The sequence below is a fragment of the Flavobacterium panici genome (genome assembly GCF_903819335.1).
Classification (GTDB): domain Bacteria; phylum Bacteroidota; class Bacteroidia; order Flavobacteriales; family Flavobacteriaceae; genus Flavobacterium; species Flavobacterium panici.
Genome location: NZ_CAIJDE010000069.1, coordinates 1 through 15,332 on the forward strand (window position 1 = coordinate 1; position 15,332 = coordinate 15,332).

The following is a 15,332-nucleotide window of genomic DNA, read 5'->3' on the forward strand; positions in this document are numbered from 1 at the left end:
ATATATACATTAGTTAAGATTTCACATAATATTGCAATGCTTCAAATTTCTCATATTTGAAAAATTATTTTATTTTTTTCAAATAAACGGATTTTCAGTTGAGTGAAATTTTAATTTAAACCTTCATATGTTTTAATTATTTTAAGTAAAAATCCTATATTTGACATTTATGACAGATCGCAACATGACAGACAAAATAATACATCAAGGTAGAAATATAAAACGTTTCCGTGAAATGTTAGGTATTAAACAGGAAGCGCTTGCCTTTGAATTGGGCGAAGAATGGAATCAAAAGAAAATTTCTCTTTTGGAGCAAAAAGAATTGATTGAAAATAATATTTTAGATCAAGTGGCTAAAATTCTTAAAGTGCCTGTTGAAGCTATCGAGAATTTTGATGAAGATTCTGCAATTAATATTATAGCAAGTACTTTCCACGATAGCGCTGTTGCGAATACTTTTACAGATGGCGCACAGGCAAACTTCAATTGCACATTCAATCCTTTAGATAAAATGGTTGAGCTTTACGAGCGTATGCTGCAGCAGCAAAAAGAAATGATTGATAAGTTAGAAAAGTTAATTCAGGGAAAATAAAAAAATAGATTACTATAGACATTATATAATAGATAAGCCTTTGTATTAATTTACAAAGGCTTATCTGTTTTATTAATCTTAGTCTATAATTCTAATTTATTTTCAACCTTTTCATATGGATCTGTTACAGTAAAATTATCTCCATTATTCATGGTAATTATTGTATGTTCAATACCATCAACTTTTGTTGCTATAATTGAACTGATATGCGCTGTAAATATTAAAAGTTCATATCTTTTTCCAAGTGGTGTAACGTAAATGTGTGATTTCATAAATTATGATTTTTATCTATATTATTGCTAAAGTAAATAATATTATAACATATGACAATGTGAAATTAAATTTTTTATCTGTAGCATATTAAATACATTTGTAAAAAAAGTTTGATGGAAACATTAGGAATATTTGCTGGTATATTTGGTGCTTTTATAGCTTTAATTACTTATTACAAGACTTTTTATTCTAAGCCAAGCTTTGATGAAGAAAGAACTAATATGTTAGGCATGTTCAAGGCAAATCAATTCATTTGTTTAGAAATACAAAATCTAATGCAAAAATATATTGATGAAAAGAATGGGGCTAATCACGAATTTACTACAGGCATTACTTTTCAAGAATACCTTGAGAAATTTAAATCTGAATGTGAAAATGGTCTTTCTAATACCCTTTTTGAAGATTTAAAAAATAATAAGAGCTATACTAAAAGTAATATTGAAACCTTTTTAAAGGGCTTGGAGCATCAAAATAATACTTTTATATCTTTGAAAGGCTATGTATTACTCAAAATATAAACTGCATCATATTTGCAAATCTTTAGTACTTTATTAATGAGGTAAAACTATAAAGAAAAAAATGTAAATTGATGTTCCCATATTAACTAACTATTAATCAAAAAATTATGAAAATGACAGAAGACCAAGGTTACAAAATAATAGATCTTTTAGAAGAAATAAGCGATTTTACTAAATCTCTCATAGATGTAAAAGATAACACTTCTTATATTGATAGTGGTATTGGTAGAATTGAAACTAAGTTAGGTTATATAAATGATGCGTTAGAAAGAATTAATGACAAAATAAGTGATTTAGATTTCTCTGACATAGATAGTCGCTTAAGTAGAATTGAATCTATATTAGAATATATAAATAATAAAGACTAATAAATGAACCCCAATAAAACGGGGTTTTTTTATGTTCTCGTTTTTTTATATCTTATATAACTTCTGTTATTCATATAATTTCTTCATAATTAATTCTTTTGGTACTAAATCACTGCCGCCCCGTTTTCTAAATTGTATTACATTATCTTCTACAACTAAAACTGCGCTTGAACTTGACCCGTCTTTATTTATCAGTTTTATTTGAGCTGTGTCGCCCAATGGATAAACATATCCGGTAACATCTAAAACTCCCGAATTTAATTCTTTAGAATCGCTTGTAACTTCTGCAGTTCCAGAAATTATATAATTTGACTGTGCCATTGTTATGGTAAATACATATTGTTTTTTACAGTCTTTGCATTTTTCTGATCCCCATGTGCCGGTAAATTTATTGGTTTGCGAATATGATTGAAAGTGTATAAGAATGAGAAATAAAATAATTTTTTTCATAAATTTTAATATGCAGAATTTGATTCAAATATAAACGAAAAAAGCATCACAGAATTGTGATGCTTTATATTTCGCGTATTTGAAAATTTAATTTAATTTTTTCAAATAAACCGATTTTCCGTTAAGTGAGACTTCAATTTGATTTGTCTTTTCAGTAAATGTTGTTCTCAATACATTTCCGTTAAAAAGTGAAACGTCGCCGTAAACTTTTCCAGTTTCATCAGAAACATATTCAAATAATAATTTTTTGTTGTCTGGTTCAATTCCAAGTTTATAGCTTGAAAATTTTGTTCCTTTTAAATCAAATTGCTGCTGTGAATCGATAATCTTTCCATCAGCATAAAAATTCGTAATCGTTTTGCTTAAAGTAATATCCGGATAATATTGATTTACTTTTGTTAGTAATGCATATTGCTCCACATTTGCATCTTCTTGTTTTGATGAGATCGTTTGAGCAAAAGAAATTGTTGTAAAAATAAGTGCTAATAGTAAAGTGAATTTTTTCATAATCAAAATTTTATAGTTAATGTTTCAAAACATTTTCGAAACGTTATATAATAATACTTTTTAAATTAAAGTAATTATTATTTACAACAAGGTACTTAATATTTATCTTTGCACGAAATTAAAAGCAATATTTTAAGAAAATGACAACAAAAAAATATATTCAACTTATACTTATTTTAGGTTCTTTAACTGCACTTGGCCCTTTTTCAATTGATATGTATCTGCCTGGTTTCTCTGATATTGCTAAGGATTTAAATACATCTGTGGCAAAAGTTTCGATGAGTTTGTCGAGTTATTTTATTGGAATTTCTGCCGGACAATTACTTTACGGACCTTTATTAGACCGTTTCGGACGTAAAAAACCTTTATTTCTGGGTTTAATGGTTTATATTTTAGCCTCTTTAGGTTGTGTATACGTTGCAGATATTGATTCGTTTATCTTTTTACGTTTTATTCAGGCTATCGGAAGCTGTGCAGCAACAGTTGCTTCGGTTGCGATGGTTCGTGATTTGTTTCCTGTAAAAGATATCCCTAAAGTATTCTCGTTATTAATGCTTGTTTTAGGGCTTTCACCGATGCTGGCGCCCACAATTGGCGGTTATGTAACGCAGGATTTTGGCTGGCATATCGTGTTTCTTATACTATTTTGTATGGGAATTGCCATTTTAATTGCTTCTCAAGTTGGTTTGCCAAATAGTTATAAACCAGATCATTCTATTTCTTTAAAACCAAAACCTATAATTTCTAACTTTTTAAAAGTCCTTAAAGAGCCTCAGTTTTATACGTATGCATTTACGGGAGCGATCGCTTTTTCCGGATTATTTACTTATGTAGCGGCCTCGCCTATCATTTTTATGAATATTTACCACGTTGATGCTAAAACATACGGATGGATTTTTGCTTTTATGTCCGTTAGTTTTATTGGTTCGAGTCAGTTAAATTCGGTTTTATTGAAAAGATTTTCTAGTGAACAAATGATTTTTGCTGCTTTAATTTTGCAATCAATAATTACTATTGTATTCCTGATACTTTCGGTAAATAATCTTTTAAGTTTGTATTCAACAATTGTAATGTTATTTTTATTCCTGGGCTGTTTAGGGATTTCAAATCCAAATACTGCAGGACTTACAATGGCTCCATTTGCTAAAAATGCCGGAAGTGCTTCGGCTTTAATGGGCGCTATTCAATTAGGATTAGGGGCTTTAGCTTCATTTGCTGTTGGAATTTTTGTTAAAGATTCTGTAGCGCCTATGGTTCTTATTATGACTGTTACTACAATTATTGCTTTTGTAGTTTTAAATATCGGAAAACGGTTTATTAAAAATAAAGTTGAGATTGCGGAAAGTGATGATGTGGTTGTGGGGCACTAGATGTTTATAAATTCCAAATTTTTAAAATTCCAAATTTCAATTGTATTCGTATATAAAAAAGCCAGATCTTGATTCCGGCTTTTTTTTATGTTCAACAGTTTGTCATTTCGACTGAAAGGAGAAATCGCACACGAAACTCCGTAATCTAAATCGCCAATCTTTGTCGACATTCTAGTGCGATTTCTCCTTTCAGTCGAAATGACAATACTTTGAGGATAAAAATTTCTACAGCAAACCCGACAGGGTTTTAAAAACCTGTCGGGTTTATAAACTCAAAAAAAATCAAAATTCCTGTAATTGGAATTTGGAATTTAAAAAATTGGAATTTAAATTTAGTAAACTCAAAAAAAATCCAAACTCCGATAATTGGAATTTGGATTTTAAAAATTTTGGAATTTAAAACTTTATTCCAATTGTTGTTTTTTATCAGGTCTAATAATCATTCTAAGAGATTGATCTCTTGCGAAATATGCAACCATCCAATTCCAAAATGTATTAATCCTGTTTCTGTATGTAATTAAGGAAATCAGGTGAATAAACAACCAGATAACCCAGGCAAAGAATCCTTTAAAATGCCATTTAGGACTTGGTAAATCAACTACGGCTTTGTTTTTTCCAATAATCGCCATTGAACCTTTATCATTATAAGCAAATGGTTTCAAAGGTTTATTTTGAGTCATTGCCTTAAAGTTTTTAGCCAAATTTAATCCTTGCTGAATTGCAACTTGCGCAACCTGTGGATGTCCGTCTGGGAAATTTTTATCTCCGGCAGAAATTGCAGTATCACCAATAGCATAAATGTTGTCTAAGCCGTTTACCTTACTATATTGATCTGTAGCCATACGTCTTCCGCGGCCGTAACTTTCTTTTGGGATTCCGTCAAAAAGTTTCGCAGAAACTCCGGCTGCCCAGATTAGGTTCTTGGTTTTGATTGTTTCTCCGTTTTCAAAATGCACCGTATCATCAACATAATCAACAACACGAGTATGCAGTTTTACAACAACGCCAAGTTTTGTAAGCGCTTCGAGAGTATCTTTTTGAGATTCCTTGCTCATTGGTGCTAAAAGAGCATCTCCTCCATCAACTAAATAAACATTACTGGCAGAAGTTTCTAATTCCGGATATTCTTTTAATAGAATATTTTTTCTCATTTCGGCAAACATTCCAGAAACTTCAACTCCTGTTGGTCCGCCTCCGGCAACAACGATAGTTAATAATTTACGACGTTTACGAATATCTTTAGTAATTGCTGCTTTTTCAAGATTTTTAAGCAATGCATTTCGCATTTCGATGGCATCATTTAAGGTTTTCATCGGAATTGCGTTTTTCATTACGTTTTCCATGCCAAAATAACTCGTTTCAGCACCTGTTGCAAAAACTAAATAATCGTATGATAATTCGCCGTTACTCAAAATGATTTTATTTTCGGCGGGAACTACAGAAAGCAACTCACCTAAACGAAACTGAAGGTTCTTTTTACCTGCAAAAAATTTTCTAAAAGGATAACTAATACTTGATGGTTCTAAAAAAGCGGTTGCAACCTGATATATAAGCGGAGGAAAAAAATTATAATTGTTTTTATCGACAAGGGTTACTTGTATTTGAGGATGATTTACAAGTTCTTTTGCGAGATTTATTCCTGCAAAACCACCTCCTATAATGACTATATTCATACGTATTGTTTTATTATGTAGGATTTATGAGTAAAACTGTTTTTGCCTTAGCAGTTCCATAAATTTAACATTTTAATTCCAAATATGAAACTCAAACTTAAGTTTTCTTTTCTTTTTTTGAGAATTATTCAGTCAATTTAAGTTTCATCATAATATCAGTCTGTTCATCGTTTCCAAGTCTAAAAATGTGTTTGTCAAATTCGACAAAACCATTCTTTTTATAAAAACTTAAAGCGCGATGATTTTCTTCCCAGACCCCTAACCAAACATAGTCAGCGTTCTTTTCTTTGGCTGTTTGAATCGCTTTTTCATAAAGTAATTGCCCGACTTTTTTTCCGTGAAATTCTTTTGAAACATAAATACGTTCGATTTCAAGGGATTTTTCGTCCTGCATTTCAGTCTGCGATTCTCCGAAGTTTATTTTTAAATAACCAATTGCGTTATCGTTCAAAACTGCGAAATAAAATTCAGAGTTTTTATTCGTTAGTTCTTCCGTTAATTTTTCTTTAGAAAACTTTTCATCAAGATAAGTTTGCATGTTTTCTTCAGAATTATATTCTGAAAAAGTTTCATAAAAAGTTTGTCGGCCAATTTTTTGCAATTGGTCAATATCGTCAAGTGTAATTTTGTTTATATGAATATCTTCCATTCTAATTTTGCTGTATTTCAGGGTTTAAATTTCTTATAAAAATACAACATAAATCAGCAGATTTAGAAGCTTTAAGTCTTACTTTTTGAATTTTTTAACAGGTTTTTCTGTTACTTCAATTTTATTTTGTAAAACATAATTGGCTAACAATTTCTCAATCAGTTCTTCTTTTGTAAGATGATGAAAAACGGTTTTTACCTTCGTTTTCAAATCAGTCGAAATATCGTGATTTGGTTTTGTTTTGAAGATTTGTTTTGCCCATAAAAGTGTATTGTTTTCTTCAATACTTAAGGCAGACGGTTTTTGGAATTTGGTGAATTTAAGTCCCAGTTCTCTTTCAAAATCAGCAATTTCTGCCACTTCCTCTTCTTGTAAAACAGTTAAAGAAAGTCCCTTTGCTCCTGCTCTGGCAGTTCTTCCGCTTCGGTGAACATACGTTTCGTAAGCATCTGGTAAATGGTAATTTACAACATAAGAGATTTCTTTTACGTCAATTCCTCTCGCTGCTAAATCGGTGGCAACTAAAATATTAATATGTCCTTCGCGGAATTGTTCCATGATTCTGTCACGAATTCCCTGCGATAAACTTCCGTGAATTGCTCCCGAAGAAAAACGATTTATCGCCAGGTTTTTAGCTAATTTATTAACGGCAGCTTTTGTTTTACAGAAGATTATACCGCGTTCACCATCTTTTGAATTTAAAAAATGCATTAAAACATCTAATTTTTCAATTGGATCAACTACAATATATTCGTGATCAATTCCTTGGTTCCCAACAGTTTCCATATTGGCGCTTACCTGAACTACATTTTTGTTTAAGTAATTCTGAACCAATTGCTTAATTGTTCCCGGTAAAGTTGCCGAGAATAATAAGGTGCGGTGTTTTTTAGGGATTTCAGCCAGAATTTCATCAAGGCTTTCTTTTAGAATTGAAACCATTTCATCGGCTTCATCTAAAACTAAAAATTGAGTTTGTTTTAAATCAACTGCCTTTCTTTGAATCAAATCGATTAAACGTCCCGGCGTTGCTACAATAATGTGCGTTGGCGATGTAAGGCGCTCAATTTGAGGCTTTATCGGGATTCCACCGCAAGTTGCCGCGATTGAAATATTCGGAATATATTTTGAAAAATCTTCTAAATTTCTAAAAATCTGATGTCCTAATTCTCTCGTTGGAACTAAAATTACAGCCTGAACTACAGGAGATTCGGTATCAATTAATTGTAATAACGGAAGCCCAAAAGCCGCAGTTTTTCCGGTTCCGGTTTTGGCTAAACCAACAACATCGTGGTTTTCAGATAATAAAAGCGGAATTGTTTTTTGTTGAATTTCAGTTGGTTCAACAATGTTTAATTCGCCTAAAGCTTTTAAAATTGGCGCTGAAAGTCCTAATGTTGAGAATTGTTTAGACATATTTTTAATTTTAGATTTTAGAGTTCTGATTTTAGATTTGCTGCAGATTGCTTATTATACAAGCTGAAACTAAAAATCTTTGTCAAAGTTTGAAACTTTGACAAAGATCATACATTTTTATTTAGTTCAGGATAACAACTTGAAACATGAAACCTGAAACTTTTTTAATTCTTAATTATCAATCCGGTTCGTTCATGATTTTTTCGCGGTATTTTTTACCTACTAATAAGGTCAATCTTTGCTTGTAATCATCCAGAAGCCATTCGCGATAGTTTTTACTACATTGACTTAAACATTTTGCGTAACGTTTAATTCGGCATTCGATATCGTCTTCTAATTCTCTTGACAAAGCTTTTGCTTCCTGAAGTGTTTCTGTATTGTCAACACACATTGCAGCGTGCTGTTCCAGCGATTTGTCTAAAACAATTTTCGAACGTAAATTTTGTTTGATTGCCAGTTTGTGTTCTTCTTCAACATCAAAAGTAACATCAACAGTTTTGCTGAATTTTGCTCTTAATTCTGGCGGCATACTATATTTAAAGAACATTTCAATCTCAGTATCGTCTCTAAGATTCTCCAAATAAAATTCTGGAGATTTAAAAATGTGCTGCCAGTTTACCGGTTCGCTCCATAAACCGAAACGAGCGGCGTTGTTTCCTAAATCGATTACTGTAAACTCGTCTTTACCAGGTAATTTACGAGATCCACGGCCAATCATCTGGAAATATAATGTCAATGATTTTGTTGCTCTGTTTAAGATAATAGTCTCAACAGTTGGCTCATCAAAACCGGTTGTTAAAATCCCCACAGAAGTCAAAATTGCATCCGGAGTTTTTTTGAACCAAGCCAAAATATCTTTACGTTCCTCAGAACTGCTTGTATTATCAAGGTGACGAATATCGTAACCAGCTTCTCTAAAAGTATCGTATACATATAATGATGTATGAATACCGTTATTGAAAATTAAAGTTTTCTTGCCTAAAGAACGCTCTGTGTAAGCATGAAGCAATTTTTCCTGCATTAAAGAATTGGTATACAAATCATCAGATGATTTTACGGTATAATCTCCGTTGATACCTACTTTTAATGAGGTCAAACCAACATCATAACTATAGGTTGTTGCTCTCGCCAAAAATCCTTTGTCGATTAATGAACCAATTGTGTCCCCAACGATAAGTTCGTCGTAGCTTTGGTGCATTGGTAATTTTATGTTTGAACTCAAAGGTGTTGCTGTTACTCCAAGAATAAAAGCATTTTTAAATGAGTTTAATAGTTTTCTAAATGAATTGTAATGTGCCTCGTCAATAATTACCAAACCAATATTGTCAAGGTGCAGTTTCTCGTCGTTGATACGGTTTTTTAAAGTTTCAACCATCGCCACGAAACAAGAATAATCATTTTGGTCCGGTAATTCTTTTACCTTACTATTGATTATTTTATTGCTTACGCCAAAGCCCTTTAACATTTTTGAAGTTTGTTTGCAAAGCTCGATTCTGTGTGTTAAAACAACCACTTTTTTGTCATTATTAGATAAATAACGACGTACAATTTCAGAGAAAATTACTGTTTTTCCACCTCCGGTAGGCAGTTGATACAATAAATGATGTTTTGGAGGAGCATTGTCTAAGCGGTCAAAAATGGCATCAATATCGCCTTTTTGGTATGCATAAAGTTCTTTTTTCTCTTCTCTTTCTATTTCTAAAGTGTTTTGAGACATTGTTTATTTTTGGATTTTTGCAAAAATACATCTAAAAAACAGTTATTCATCTTATTTTAACCTAAAATAAATGATTTTTTTAAATAAGATTTTTTATAGGAAGTGTTTTTAAAAGTCCATTTTATCCAGAATTGCTTCAAAATCATACTTATTTTTCCATTTTTGCTGCAAAGTCTGCTGGTGAATTGCGTCAATCCTTGCTTTAAATTCAGCGAGGATTCCGTTAGAAATGACAAAATTTACTGCTTGTTCAAACGAATTAAAAATGCTTTTGTAAAATAATTCCTGCTTAATGTAGTTATTGGCAGAATAAGTTTGGGCAATTTCGATATTGTAAAACATCAAATCGGCAATAATAAATGGATCAACGCCTAACATTATAAAATGTTTGATGATTTTTTGTGCCACAGAACGACGCATTTTTGCTCTCGGGCGCCATTTTGCATTGGGCTTTTTTACGGGAAAATATTCATGGGAAATTTTAACCTTAGATTCCTGCAAAAGTTTATCTTCTTTTGGGTTAAAAACAAAATCGTAATACACTTTTACCGGAGCAAATTTTTCATACAGCTCAATAAGCTGTTCTTCTAATTGTTCCTTACTCAGTTCGGTTAAATATTTTTTTAAATCGCGCTTGCTCATTATCAAAGTTTAAGATTACAAAAGTAAATTACTTTCCTGAGACATAACTTAAAAACCAATCCTAATACTTAATTTTGCTGCTATAATCTCAAAATATATCTACATGCTTAAGATTTTTAAAGTTACCGCTATTTTAGAAGGAATTTCATATTTAGTTTTATTTGCCAATATGCTTATTATTAAAACTAACAATCCAGAACTTTACCATACTTTATTAAGACCTTTAGGAATGACACACGGTGTGTTATTTATAGGTTATATTGTTTTGGCTTTTTTATTAAAAAAATCTCAAAACTGGGATTTAAAAACATTTGCAATTATACTAATCGCTTCTCTTATTCCGTTTGGAACTTTCTACATCGAGAAAAAATATTTAGAAACTAAAGCAAATGCTTAACCTTTTGGATAAAATATTCAATTTTTTATACCCTCTTTTCAGGCATTGGGGAATGAGCCGCAATTTTGCGTCTTATATTAGTCTGATTTTTAATATTGCCATTATGGTGGCTTTGGCTTATGCCATTTATTATGTCGCAAAATTTGTTTTGGTAACGTTGACGGCCATTTTTGCCCAGCGAACCAAAACAAAGTTTGACGACTATTTAGTTCACAATAAAACCACAAAATACACCGCATATTTAATTCCGTTTTTCTTTATTTATAAAGCTGTTCCTATTATTCTGGACAAATACGAATATTGGGAATCGCTTTTTGGAAAAATCGTTGGTATTTATATCGTTTTGATCAGTTTATGGATTATCAGAACGATTTTTAATGCGCTTCGTGATTATTTAAAGCAAAAACCGGAATATAGCGACAAACCTATCGACAGTTTCATTCAGGTTATTATGATTGTGCTTTGGATTTTTGGTGTCGCGATGATTATTTCGACTTTATTCGGAATCAAAAGAGGCGAATTGTTAACCATTTTAGGAACGCTTTCTGCTATTATCATCTTGATTTTCAGAGATACAATTTTAGGATTTGTTTCGAGTGTTCAGGTTGCCATAAACGATATGGTTCGTATTGGCGACTGGATTACAATGGATAAATTTGGTGCCGATGGTGATGTAATAGAAATCAATTTAACGACTGTAAAAGTTCGAAATTTTGACAATACCATTACCACGATTCCAACGTATGCTTTAAGTTCAGATTCTTTTCAGAACTGGCGCGGCATGCAGAATTCTGAAGGAAGACGTATTAAAAGACATATTTTGATTAAAAGCAGCAGTATTCGTTTTCTGAATAATGATGACCTGAATCATATGAAAGGAATACAGCTTATTACTTCCTACATTGAAACCAGACAAGCTGAAATTGAAAAGTACAATGCTCATCGGGGAATAGATAAATCACTTTCGCTTAACGGACGTAATATGACCAATTTAGGTTTGTTTAGAAAATATATTATGCAGTATTTATTAGACCATCCTGGGTTAAATAAAAATATGCATATTATGTGCCGCCAGCTGCAGTCGACTGCACACGGAGTTCCGTTAGAAATTTATGTTTTTTCAAGTGATAAACGCTGGGCAAACTACGAATATATAATGTCTGATATTTTCGATCACATTATGGCGGCGGTAATTTATTTCGATCTTGAAATATTTGAACTTCCTTCGCAGATTGGGGTTTTGAATAGGTAAGTTTTCAGTCGCAGTATTCAGTCACAGTCTCAGTAAAAAACTGAAAACTGAGACTGCGACTGAATACTATCTTTTAATTTCTTCAAAAACAAACTTAGGATCTTTATAATTCAAAGTTCCGTCAATAAAGCACGGAAGATTAAAGTAAGTTCCCACTACTCCATTTCCCAGAATCAGTTTGTTTTCTTTTTTAAGCAAAGCCAATGGCACTCTTTTCCAGGTTCCGCCGTTTGATATATAATGAAAATCACCTCTTAAAGTATTTCCGTTTATATCCCCTCTTACATCGCCAGAATCCTTTCCTACTTTATAATAAGATATTTCGTAACGACCGAAAAAGCGTTTATCACTTATATTAAGCGCTAAAATTGCAGTGTCTTTATTATTTACGGCGCGATACAAAACTTCCTGATAACCATTTTTATCCTCTTTTGAATTGCAGGAAACTATAGTAACCAATATCAGCAGGAGAAAAACCAAAGATTTTATATTCATGAGTGTGTGTGTTAAACCATATAAGTTATGTAAGTTCATTTAAATTATAGCTTAATCTTGAGCATATAAATATTTCAGTTTGTTAAGAATAAAACTTAAATTTTCTTATATAACTTATATGGTTAACTTTTTAAACAGTTAATTCTTTTTTATTAATTGAAAAATTTGAACTAAGAGAACACCAAATAATACTCCAATGGCAAAAATAGAAAGGAAATCTACATTACGAATATTTGATAAAGAATTACTTCTAAAATAATTTCCTGATGCAATGATCAAAAGAATTACGGTCAGTATAATTGACTTGTTTTTCATGATGCTGATTTTTAAGTGAAATTAATATTTAATAAATGTATTAAATATAATTTATTAAAAGATTTTTTCTAAATTTAAAGAAAAAACATGGCGGATAGAGACACTTTTTTAAGAGAATTAAGAGGCGAAACTTTAGGAACTGTAAGTGCTCAGTCTTCTCCAGATGAGATCTTTCAAAATCAGACGATTAGGCCTATTTTAAAACTTCAGAACGATTTGTTTATTGCGGTTTTTATTAATTATGTCAATAAAAACAAAGCTGATTTTTATTCGTATTCTGTTGAGAAGAAACTGCAGACTATAGAAAATTCCATTCAAAAAGATATTAAGTTCAGAAATTCCCTAAAAGGAATTGTAATGGCACTTTTTACCATTGAAGAATACGAAACTTATATTCAGAATTCATCAAGTTTAAACAAACGAATGATGAATTTATTGATTGACAGATTGAAAAGTCAGGTGCAGTTGTTTGAGGTTGAATCTGATTCTAAATAATACTAATGATTAAAGCATACCATTACCTGTACTTTCGTACTTATGAAACTATTTCAAAAACAAATAAAACATCTGCAGAATATTCATCCGCAGGATTGCTGTCTCTTATTATTTTTATAAATATCTTAAGTGTCTATTCTTTACTTTTTAGGTCATTTAACAATATTGCTTTTTACAGTTGTTGTGCTTTTGGGATAGTTGTATTAACTCTAAATTTTATGTATTTTAATGATGGTAGACACAAATCTATTCTTTATGAATTTAAAGATGTAAAAATAAAAAGGGTATATAAAATACTTGTTGATGGTTATCCATATGTGTCTTTTATATTTTTGTTTAGTTCACTTGATATTGGATTTTATACAATATATTATTTTATTGGAATAGTAATTTTGATAAAAGCAGTAAGCTATTTTTGGGAATTATAATTTAAAAAGATGTTCACTCAATTCCGAAATAAATTCCCTTTAACCGATGAAAAATGGAACGAATACACCAGCTATTTCAATCGTATTGAAGTTCCTGCCAAAACAGTTTTAATTGAAGAAGGCGAAATTTCTAAAAAGCTTTTTATAATCGAAAAAGGCTGTATCAGGGTTTGGTTTAATAATAACGGAAAAGATTTGACTTCACAGTTCTTTTTCGAAAATCAAAGCGTTGCTTCTATTGAAAGTTTTATTAAAAAATTTCCGAGTCCGGTTGTGGTGGAAACAATCGAGCCTTCTGTTTTATGGTGGATTTCTAAAAATGATGTCGATACAATTTTGGAAGAAATTAAAGAAATCCCAGAACTTCGGGATCGGTTAATCAATATGCTTTTTCAAAGAACATTTGACTATATGAAACACTTTTTTTCTTTCATAAAAGACTCCCCTACTCAGCGTTATCTTAGTTTAATTGAAGAAAAACCTCAAATTGTGCAGCGCGTTCCGCAGCATTACATTGCTTCTTATCTTGGTGTGAGCACGGTTCATTTAAGCCGAATCAAAAGTAAACTGGTTCACAAAAAATAATTAAAATTTCACCATATAAGTTATATAAGAAATTGTAAGCTAGACTTAAATTAACTTATATAACTTATATGGTTTTAAAAAAAAACTTGATAATTGTTTCTTATTTCATTTGATAACAAATGTTATCGTTTGCCCATAAACAGCCCTATAATTTTGCTTCATAAAATTTAATATTTAAAATTATGAAAGCAGCAGTAGTTTATAAAAAAGGCGAATTGCCAAAATATGCAGAATTCCAAGAACCAATCGCAACAAATGAAAATGAGGTTTTAATCTCGGTTAAAGCTGTAGCGATTACTAATCTGGACAAAGGAATTGCAAGCGGAGAACATTATTCTTCGGAAAATGAAAATCAAAACGGATTTGTAATTGGCAGCGACGCCATTGGTTTACTCGAAAACGGAACGAGAGTTTATGCCCGAGGAATTTCAGGAACAATCGCTGAAAAAGCTTTAGTTGAAAAAAGCAGAATGGTTGTTTTACCCGACGGAATTGACAATGCAACAGCCGCAGCAATGCCAAATGCAGTTGCAGGTTCGGCAATGGCGCTTCGATTTAGAGCCGGAATAAAACCAGGAGAAACGGTTTTAATTAATGGCGCAACTGGTTTTACAGGTCAAATAGCGATTCAGATTGCGAAACATTATGGAGCGAAGAAAATAATTGTTACCGGAAGAAATGAGAAAACACTTCAAACTCTTTTAGAATTAGGCGCTGACGAAATTGTTTCTTTAAAACAGAATGATGAATCATTTATTTCTCAGCTTAAAGAAATTCATCAAAATACACCAATTGATATTGTTTTGGATTATTTGTGGGGACATTCGGCAGAATTGATTCTTTCTGTTTTAAAAGGAAACGGAAATTTTACTCCTAAAACGAGATATGTTTCTGTGGGTTCAATGTCTGGAGATACTATTCAATTATCAGCTCAAATTTTACGAAGTGTTGATTTACAATTGTCTGGCTCAGGTTTAGGAAGCTGGACAAAAGACGAAGTAAAATTGTTGTTTTCGGAAATTCTTCCTGAAATGTTTGTTTTAGCTTCTCAAAACAAACTAAAAGTAAATATCGAGAAAGTGGATTTAGTCGATATCGAGAAAATGTGGAACGCTGATGTTTCTGATGGGAAAAGATTAGTAGTTCTTATTTAAAGTTGCTAAGACTCTAAGATGCTGAGATTCTAAGTTTTT

At 31.5% G+C, this 15,332-nt stretch carries 20 protein-coding genes; 10 read left to right on the forward strand and 10 right to left on the reverse strand.

Annotated elements, in window-relative coordinates; translation table 11 throughout:
- Positions 1-169: 169 nt before the first annotated feature.
- Positions 170-592 (forward strand): helix-turn-helix transcriptional regulator, encoded by a 423-nt coding sequence (locus tag FLAPXU55_RS23310; protein ID WP_180861747.1) that lies wholly within the window; start codon positions 170-172, stop codon positions 590-592.
- 83 nt (positions 593-675) lie between these two features.
- On the opposite strand, the gene FLAPXU55_RS23315 is transcribed toward FLAPXU55_RS23310, so the two are convergent.
- Entirely contained in the window at positions 676-864 is a 189-nt protein-coding gene (locus FLAPXU55_RS23315) for a hypothetical protein (RefSeq protein ID WP_180861749.1), read from the reverse strand.
- A gap of 114 nt (positions 865-978) precedes the next feature.
- On the opposite strand from FLAPXU55_RS23315, the gene FLAPXU55_RS23320 reads away from it, so the two are divergent.
- Both FLAPXU55_RS23320 and FLAPXU55_RS23325 read left to right on the forward strand, forming a co-directional pair.
- On the forward strand, positions 979-1,383 hold the full coding sequence (locus FLAPXU55_RS23320) for a hypothetical protein (protein WP_180861751.1): 405 nt from the start codon (positions 979-981) through the stop codon (positions 1,381-1,383).
- Between the two features lie 113 nt (positions 1,384-1,496).
- Complete coding sequence (locus FLAPXU55_RS23325; RefSeq protein ID WP_180861753.1) at positions 1,497-1,751, forward strand: hypothetical protein; 255 nt, start codon at positions 1,497-1,499, stop codon at positions 1,749-1,751.
- A gap of 66 nt (positions 1,752-1,817) precedes the next feature.
- Here FLAPXU55_RS23325 and FLAPXU55_RS23330 read toward each other — a convergent pair whose 3' ends face one another.
- Both FLAPXU55_RS23330 and FLAPXU55_RS23335 read right to left on the reverse strand, forming a co-directional pair.
- A complete protein-coding gene (locus FLAPXU55_RS23330) occupies positions 1,818-2,201 on the reverse strand; it encodes a hypothetical protein (protein ID WP_180861755.1) in 384 nt (127 codons plus the stop codon).
- 87 nt (positions 2,202-2,288) lie between these two features.
- Entirely contained in the window at positions 2,289-2,708 is a 420-nt protein-coding gene (locus FLAPXU55_RS23335) for a hypothetical protein (protein WP_180861757.1), read from the reverse strand.
- A 140-nt stretch (positions 2,709-2,848) separates the two neighbouring features.
- Here FLAPXU55_RS23335 and FLAPXU55_RS23340 point away from each other — a divergent pair, with 140 nt between their 5' ends.
- Positions 2,849-4,078, forward strand: coding sequence for a multidrug effflux MFS transporter (locus tag FLAPXU55_RS23340; RefSeq protein ID WP_180861759.1), 1,230 nt, complete (start codon positions 2,849-2,851; stop codon positions 4,076-4,078).
- Between the two features lie 404 nt (positions 4,079-4,482).
- Here FLAPXU55_RS23340 and FLAPXU55_RS23345 read toward each other — a convergent pair whose 3' ends face one another.
- From FLAPXU55_RS23345 to FLAPXU55_RS23365, 5 genes are all read right to left on the reverse strand, one after another.
- Positions 4,483-5,751, reverse strand: coding sequence for an NAD(P)/FAD-dependent oxidoreductase (locus FLAPXU55_RS23345; RefSeq protein WP_053473182.1), 1,269 nt, complete (start codon positions 5,749-5,751; stop codon positions 4,483-4,485).
- 124 nt (positions 5,752-5,875) lie between these two features.
- Complete coding sequence (locus tag FLAPXU55_RS23350; protein ID WP_180861761.1) at positions 5,876-6,400, reverse strand: GNAT family N-acetyltransferase; 525 nt, start codon at positions 6,398-6,400, stop codon at positions 5,876-5,878.
- A 78-nt stretch (positions 6,401-6,478) separates the two neighbouring features.
- Entirely contained in the window at positions 6,479-7,813 is a 1,335-nt protein-coding gene (locus FLAPXU55_RS23355; protein ID WP_053473261.1) for a DEAD/DEAH box helicase, read from the reverse strand.
- 178 nt (positions 7,814-7,991) lie between these two features.
- Positions 7,992-9,530, reverse strand: a complete 1,539-nt coding sequence (locus FLAPXU55_RS23360) for a DEAD/DEAH box helicase (protein WP_180861763.1) — start codon at positions 9,528-9,530, stop codon at positions 7,992-7,994.
- A 108-nt stretch (positions 9,531-9,638) separates the two neighbouring features.
- Complete coding sequence (locus tag FLAPXU55_RS23365) at positions 9,639-10,172, reverse strand: DUF6155 family protein (protein WP_180861765.1); 534 nt, start codon at positions 10,170-10,172, stop codon at positions 9,639-9,641.
- 103 nt (positions 10,173-10,275) lie between these two features.
- Between FLAPXU55_RS23365 and FLAPXU55_RS23370 the strand changes: the two genes are divergently transcribed.
- Together FLAPXU55_RS23370 and FLAPXU55_RS23375 are read left to right on the forward strand one after the other, a co-directional pair.
- The gene (locus FLAPXU55_RS23370) at positions 10,276-10,569 is read left to right on the forward strand and encodes a DUF3817 domain-containing protein (protein WP_053473186.1); all 294 of its coding nucleotides are present in this window, start codon (positions 10,276-10,278) and stop codon (positions 10,567-10,569) included.
- Positions 10,562-11,821: a mechanosensitive ion channel family protein gene (locus FLAPXU55_RS23375; protein ID WP_180861767.1), complete on the forward strand. Its 1,260-nt coding sequence runs from the start codon at positions 10,562-10,564 to the stop codon at positions 11,819-11,821. The genes FLAPXU55_RS23370 and FLAPXU55_RS23375 overlap by 8 nt, the downstream gene beginning before the upstream one ends.
- Before the next feature lie 66 nt (positions 11,822-11,887).
- On the opposite strand, the gene FLAPXU55_RS23380 is transcribed toward FLAPXU55_RS23375, so the two are convergent.
- Together FLAPXU55_RS23380 and FLAPXU55_RS23385 are read right to left on the reverse strand one after the other, a co-directional pair.
- Complete coding sequence (locus FLAPXU55_RS23380; RefSeq protein ID WP_180861769.1) at positions 11,888-12,316, reverse strand: hypothetical protein; 429 nt, start codon at positions 12,314-12,316, stop codon at positions 11,888-11,890.
- A 138-nt stretch (positions 12,317-12,454) separates the two neighbouring features.
- Complete coding sequence (locus FLAPXU55_RS23385; protein ID WP_180861770.1) at positions 12,455-12,631, reverse strand: hypothetical protein; 177 nt, start codon at positions 12,629-12,631, stop codon at positions 12,455-12,457.
- A gap of 87 nt (positions 12,632-12,718) precedes the next feature.
- Here FLAPXU55_RS23385 and FLAPXU55_RS23390 point away from each other — a divergent pair, with 87 nt between their 5' ends.
- The 4 genes from FLAPXU55_RS23390 to FLAPXU55_RS23405 all read left to right on the forward strand — a co-directional run bounded on the left by FLAPXU55_RS23390 (position 12,719) and on the right by FLAPXU55_RS23405 (position 15,293).
- Entirely contained in the window at positions 12,719-13,126 is a 408-nt protein-coding gene (locus FLAPXU55_RS23390; protein WP_180861771.1) for a glyoxalase, read from the forward strand.
- A 5-nt stretch (positions 13,127-13,131) separates the two neighbouring features.
- Positions 13,132-13,554 (forward strand): hypothetical protein, encoded by a 423-nt coding sequence (locus tag FLAPXU55_RS23395; RefSeq protein ID WP_180861772.1) that lies wholly within the window; start codon positions 13,132-13,134, stop codon positions 13,552-13,554.
- Between the two features lie 9 nt (positions 13,555-13,563).
- Entirely contained in the window at positions 13,564-14,139 is a 576-nt protein-coding gene (locus FLAPXU55_RS23400) for a Crp/Fnr family transcriptional regulator (RefSeq protein WP_180861773.1), read from the forward strand.
- 182 nt (positions 14,140-14,321) lie between these two features.
- Positions 14,322-15,293, forward strand: a complete 972-nt coding sequence (locus FLAPXU55_RS23405; protein ID WP_180861774.1) for a quinone oxidoreductase family protein — start codon at positions 14,322-14,324, stop codon at positions 15,291-15,293.
- Positions 15,294-15,332: the final 39 nt, after the last annotated feature.

What these genes read in the sequence shown, in the direction of transcription:
- FLAPXU55_RS23335 (WP_180861757.1), bottom strand. Translation starts at nt 2,708, where the DNA reads ATGAAAAAATTCACTTTACTATTAGCACTTATTTTTACAACAATTTCT.
- FLAPXU55_RS23390 (WP_180861771.1), top strand. Translation starts at nt 12,719, where the DNA reads ATGGCGGATAGAGACACTTTTTTAAGAGAATTAAGAGGCGAAACTTTA.
- FLAPXU55_RS23315 (WP_180861749.1), bottom strand. Translation starts at nt 864, where the DNA reads ATGAAATCACACATTTACGTTACACCACTTGGAAAAAGATATGAACTT.
- FLAPXU55_RS23325 (WP_180861753.1), top strand. Translation starts at nt 1,497, where the DNA reads ATGACAGAAGACCAAGGTTACAAAATAATAGATCTTTTAGAAGAAATA.
- FLAPXU55_RS23365 (WP_180861765.1), bottom strand. Translation starts at nt 10,172, where the DNA reads ATGAGCAAGCGCGATTTAAAAAAATATTTAACCGAACTGAGTAAGGAA.
- FLAPXU55_RS23340 (WP_180861759.1), top strand. Translation starts at nt 2,849, where the DNA reads ATGACAACAAAAAAATATATTCAACTTATACTTATTTTAGGTTCTTTA.
- FLAPXU55_RS23345 (WP_053473182.1), bottom strand. Translation starts at nt 5,751, where the DNA reads ATGAATATAGTCATTATAGGAGGTGGTTTTGCAGGAATAAATCTCGCA.
- FLAPXU55_RS23310 (WP_180861747.1), top strand. Translation starts at nt 170, where the DNA reads ATGACAGATCGCAACATGACAGACAAAATAATACATCAAGGTAGAAAT.
- FLAPXU55_RS23350 (WP_180861761.1), bottom strand. Translation starts at nt 6,400, where the DNA reads ATGGAAGATATTCATATAAACAAAATTACACTTGACGATATTGACCAA.
- FLAPXU55_RS23405 (WP_180861774.1), top strand. Translation starts at nt 14,322, where the DNA reads ATGAAAGCAGCAGTAGTTTATAAAAAAGGCGAATTGCCAAAATATGCA.
- FLAPXU55_RS23400 (WP_180861773.1), top strand. Translation starts at nt 13,564, where the DNA reads ATGTTCACTCAATTCCGAAATAAATTCCCTTTAACCGATGAAAAATGG.
- FLAPXU55_RS23320 (WP_180861751.1), top strand. Translation starts at nt 979, where the DNA reads ATGGAAACATTAGGAATATTTGCTGGTATATTTGGTGCTTTTATAGCT.
- FLAPXU55_RS23360 (WP_180861763.1), bottom strand. Translation starts at nt 9,530, where the DNA reads ATGTCTCAAAACACTTTAGAAATAGAAAGAGAAGAGAAAAAAGAACTT.
- FLAPXU55_RS23395 (WP_180861772.1), top strand. Translation starts at nt 13,132, where the DNA reads ATGATTAAAGCATACCATTACCTGTACTTTCGTACTTATGAAACTATT.
- FLAPXU55_RS23375 (WP_180861767.1), top strand. Translation starts at nt 10,562, where the DNA reads ATGCTTAACCTTTTGGATAAAATATTCAATTTTTTATACCCTCTTTTC.
- FLAPXU55_RS23355 (WP_053473261.1), bottom strand. Translation starts at nt 7,813, where the DNA reads ATGTCTAAACAATTCTCAACATTAGGACTTTCAGCGCCAATTTTAAAA.
- FLAPXU55_RS23385 (WP_180861770.1), bottom strand. Translation starts at nt 12,631, where the DNA reads ATGAAAAACAAGTCAATTATACTGACCGTAATTCTTTTGATCATTGCA.
- FLAPXU55_RS23380 (WP_180861769.1), bottom strand. Translation starts at nt 12,316, where the DNA reads ATGAATATAAAATCTTTGGTTTTTCTCCTGCTGATATTGGTTACTATA.
- FLAPXU55_RS23370 (WP_053473186.1), top strand. Translation starts at nt 10,276, where the DNA reads ATGCTTAAGATTTTTAAAGTTACCGCTATTTTAGAAGGAATTTCATAT.
- FLAPXU55_RS23330 (WP_180861755.1), bottom strand. Translation starts at nt 2,201, where the DNA reads ATGAAAAAAATTATTTTATTTCTCATTCTTATACACTTTCAATCATAT.